This window comes from Kitasatospora sp. NPDC057512 (assembly GCF_042802135.1).
Classification (GTDB): domain Bacteria; phylum Actinomycetota; class Actinomycetes; order Streptomycetales; family Streptomycetaceae; genus Kitasatospora.
Genome location: NZ_JBHVET010000871.1, coordinates 1 through 3,180, shown reverse-complemented (window position 1 = coordinate 3,180; position 3,180 = coordinate 1). Strand labels below are relative to the sequence as shown.

The following is a 3,180-nucleotide window of genomic DNA, read 5'->3' as shown; positions in this document are numbered from 1 at the left end:
ACCGCCGCCGCAGTGGCAGGACGCCGGCCCGGTCACAGCCCGCGGTGCGTTTGAAGAAGGCACCACCCTGACGCTGCCGCGAGGTCGACCGGCCGTTCCCATGCACCCACCCGGAGAGGAACCCCCATGGCCCGGGCCCCCAGGCCCTCGGAACTGGCGCGGCAGGCGTGGGCAGCGAACCGGCCACTGGCCGGCACCGCCGCCCTGATGGCCCTCATGCTGGCCATCGCCCTGGTCGGCCTGATCGCCGATCCCCGGTCGATCACCGGGCAGCCCGCCTGGGCGAAACCGGCCCGCTTCGCGCTCTCGATCGCCCTCTACTCCCTCACCCTGCTGTGGCTGCTCACCTTCGTCCGCGGCCACGACCGCCTCGTCCGGGTCGTCTCCCGGGTGACGGCCGTGTCGCTGACCATCGAGATGGGCCTGATCGCCGCCGCGGCGGCGGCCGGGACGACCAGCCACTTCAACTTCGCCACCCCGACGGCGACGGCGGTATGGATGACGATGGCCGCCTTCATCGTCGCCACCTGGGCGATGGCCCTGGCGGTCGTCGTACTGCTGCTGCGTCAGCGGGTACGGCCGCCGGTGTTCGCGTGGGGGCTGCGGTGGGGCATGGGGGTGAGTGCCCTCGGCATGGCCGTCGCGTTCCTGATGACGCTGCCCACCTCCCTGCAACGCGCCGCCGCCAGGCAGGGCCACGGCCTGCCCGTCGTCGGCGCGCACACCGTCGGGCTCGCCGACGGCGGCCCGGGACTGCCCGTCACCGACTGGAGCACCCTCGGGGGCGACCTGCGGATCCCCCACTTCCTCGGCCTCCACGCGCTCCAGGTGCTGCCGCTGATCGGCTTCCTCCTCGCCGGCCGGCCGCGCGGGCTGCCCGAGCGCCACCGGGTCGCGCTGATGTGGATCGCCGGGCTCGCCTACCTGGGGGTGGTGGTCCTGCTGCTCTGGCAGGCGCTGCGCGGCCAACCGGTCACCGCCCCGGATACGGCGACGGTGGCCGCGCTACTCGCGCTCGGAGCCGTCGCGGGCGCGGCCGTCCTCGCGGTCCTCCGCCACGCCCGCCGCGCGGAGGGCCGGTAACCGGAGGGCCGGTAGACGGAACGGCCGGTACGAGGCGGCCGCCATTCGAACCAAATCCCTGTCGCACGGGTCTGCCCCGAGGCCTCCGATTGGCACGAATGCAGGCCGGGATCAGTAGGCGATCCCGCGAACAAGGGAGAAGCGAGGACATGAAGAACCTCTGGGTCACAACGGCTTCCGTCTGCGCACTTGCAGGCGCTTTCGCGGGCACGGCGTCGGCCCACGTCCCGCCCGCCGCCTCGGGCAGCAGGGGCGTCGTCCCCGGCGACCCCGAACTGCGCCCGCTGACGTGCGAGAACGGCCACATCTTCTACGGCTGGGACGGCGCCCCCCGCACGTCGTCCGACTTCGTCGGCCTCTACGACACGAAGCCCGACCCGAACGACACGAGCAGGAATCGCCTCGCCTACTCCTTCGTCTCCTCCGGCGGCACCGTCCGGCACTCGTTCGACTCCGAGTACCAGAGCGGCACCGGCCTGTGGGCCGCGTACTGGACCCACGACACGGACTCGGAGACGTACGTGATCGTCAGCGAGGAAGGCCCGAGCAGCAAGTTCTGCAGCTGAGCCCTCTCGGCACCGGCCGGTCGACCGTCGAGCCGACCGGCCGTCACCCGTGGCGGGCCGAGAGGACCGGCCGGCCAAGGCATTCGACCACCGCAGGAAGGAAGGCGAGGCAGATGAGGAACCCCTGGGTCGTGGCAGCCGCCGCGTTCGCACTTGCGGGCACCATCGCGAGCACCGCGTCGGCGGCCCCCTCGGACCGGAAGGCCCATGTCCGCAGCGGCCCCGAGGTGCGCCCGCTGAGGTGCGAGAACGGCCGGATCCACTTCGGCTGGGACGGCGCCACCTACGACTGGACCGACTTCATCACCCTCACCCGCGGCAAGCCCGACCCGGACTCCACCGCGAACCGCGTCGCCTTCCACTACGTCACGTCCGAGGACGGCGCGGACGTCCGGCACTCCTTCGGCTCCGGGCTCCAGAGCGGCACCGGCCTGTGGACCGCGTACTGGACCTACGACGCGGACCTGAACAAGGACGTGATCGTCAGCGAGGCCGGCCCGGAGGACAAGTTCTGCACGTGACCCCGCGGTGCCGGCCTCAACCGCCGAGGCCGGCCTCCCCCACCGGCCGCGCGGACTGCACCGGGTACGGGAAGCTGGCGGCCCCACGGCCCGGTTCGAGGGTGACGGCGAGGCCGCCGTACGCGGGCGTTTCGTAGAAGCACCAGGTGACGTGGCTGGCGTTGACCGCGCTCTCGACGGGCGGCTCGATCAGCAGCCGCGGCAGCCGGATGTGCACGAGCAGGCCGTGGAAGTCGAGTTCGGTGAACGCGCACACCGTACGGCTCCGGGGCCGGGCGAGTTGCCGGGGCACGGACGGCGTGCCCGCCGCCGGGATCACGGCCGCGCTCGCGATGGCGGCGGCGGTCAGCGAGACGGCCGCCCGCCTCGGCACGGACCACTCCAACGCCAACTCCCTTCCGATGCACCGGTGATCGGCGGTCTCGCCGCTCGGGAGGGGGATCCCACCCCGGAGGGGAGGGGTAAACGGCGCCGGGGAAAGTCGTAAGTACACACACCGGGCGGCGTGGTGGCGAGTCTGTCATTCGGCTATGGGGAAGGGGCCCGGCGGCCAGACCGCCGAGCCCTTTGTCGGTCACCGCCCGGGCGCACCCGGCCCGGCGGCTCCCGCGTCAGCCCGGGAGCTGGCCGCTGCAGTTGACCAGCCAGGCACCGAGCTCCGGGGAGTGGTCGCCGCCGTGGTTCGAGGCGTTGTAGGCCCAGCTGACCGCGTTCTTGATGGAACCGCCGGTGGCCGGGCCGACGACGCCGTCCGGGCTCAGGCTGTGGCCGCTCTGGTAGTGCACGACGGCGTTGTAGGTGAGGCCGCCGAAGTCGTTGTCGACCTTGAGACCGGCGCTGTCCACGTAGTTGAGGCCCTGCTGGAGGCAGCCGACGGCGGAGCCGTAGCTGCCCTTCGCGAGGGTGCTCGCGGCGCTGGCGGAACCGGCGGTCAGGGCGACGACGGCAGTCGCGCCGACGGCCAGGGCGGCGGCGCGGCGGGTCCAGGTGTTGATGCGCAATGTACGGCC

The 3,180-nt window shown here is 72.7% G+C and carries 5 protein-coding genes; 3 read left to right on the top strand and 2 right to left on the bottom strand.

What is annotated here, in order from left to right; all coding sequences use genetic code 11:
- Nucleotides 1-126 precede the first annotated feature (126 nt).
- From ACFU6K_RS35075 to ACFU6K_RS35065, 3 genes are all read left to right on the top strand, one after another.
- Nucleotides 127-1,083, top strand: coding sequence for a hypothetical protein (locus tag ACFU6K_RS35075; protein ID WP_380670078.1), 957 nt, complete (start codon nucleotides 127-129; stop codon nucleotides 1,081-1,083).
- A 149-nt stretch (nucleotides 1,084-1,232) separates the two neighbouring features.
- A complete protein-coding gene (locus tag ACFU6K_RS35070; RefSeq protein ID WP_380670076.1) occupies nucleotides 1,233-1,649 on the top strand; it encodes a hypothetical protein in 417 nt (138 codons plus the stop codon).
- Nucleotides 1,650-1,762: 113 nt separating this feature from the next.
- A complete protein-coding gene (locus ACFU6K_RS35065) occupies nucleotides 1,763-2,170 on the top strand; it encodes a hypothetical protein (RefSeq protein ID WP_380670074.1) in 408 nt (135 codons plus the stop codon).
- Nucleotides 2,171-2,186: 16 nt separating this feature from the next.
- On the opposite strand, the gene ACFU6K_RS35060 is transcribed toward ACFU6K_RS35065, so the two are convergent.
- Nucleotides 2,187-2,543: a hypothetical protein gene (locus tag ACFU6K_RS35060; protein ID WP_380670072.1), complete on the bottom strand. Its 357-nt coding sequence runs from the start codon at nucleotides 2,541-2,543 to the stop codon at nucleotides 2,187-2,189.
- A gap of 238 nt (nucleotides 2,544-2,781) precedes the next feature.
- A partial coding sequence (locus ACFU6K_RS35055) for a peptidoglycan-binding protein (protein WP_380670070.1) occupies nucleotides 2,782-3,180 on the bottom strand: 399 nt, incomplete at its 5' end.

Bases quoted from the DNA above. Each gene is read 5' to 3' on its own strand.
- ACFU6K_RS35075 (WP_380670078.1), top strand. From the start codon at position 127: ATGGCCCGGGCCCCCAGGCCCTCGGAACTGGCGCGGCAGGCGTGGGCA.
- ACFU6K_RS35070 (WP_380670076.1), top strand. From the start codon at position 1,233: ATGAAGAACCTCTGGGTCACAACGGCTTCCGTCTGCGCACTTGCAGGC.
- ACFU6K_RS35065 (WP_380670074.1), top strand. From the start codon at position 1,763: ATGAGGAACCCCTGGGTCGTGGCAGCCGCCGCGTTCGCACTTGCGGGC.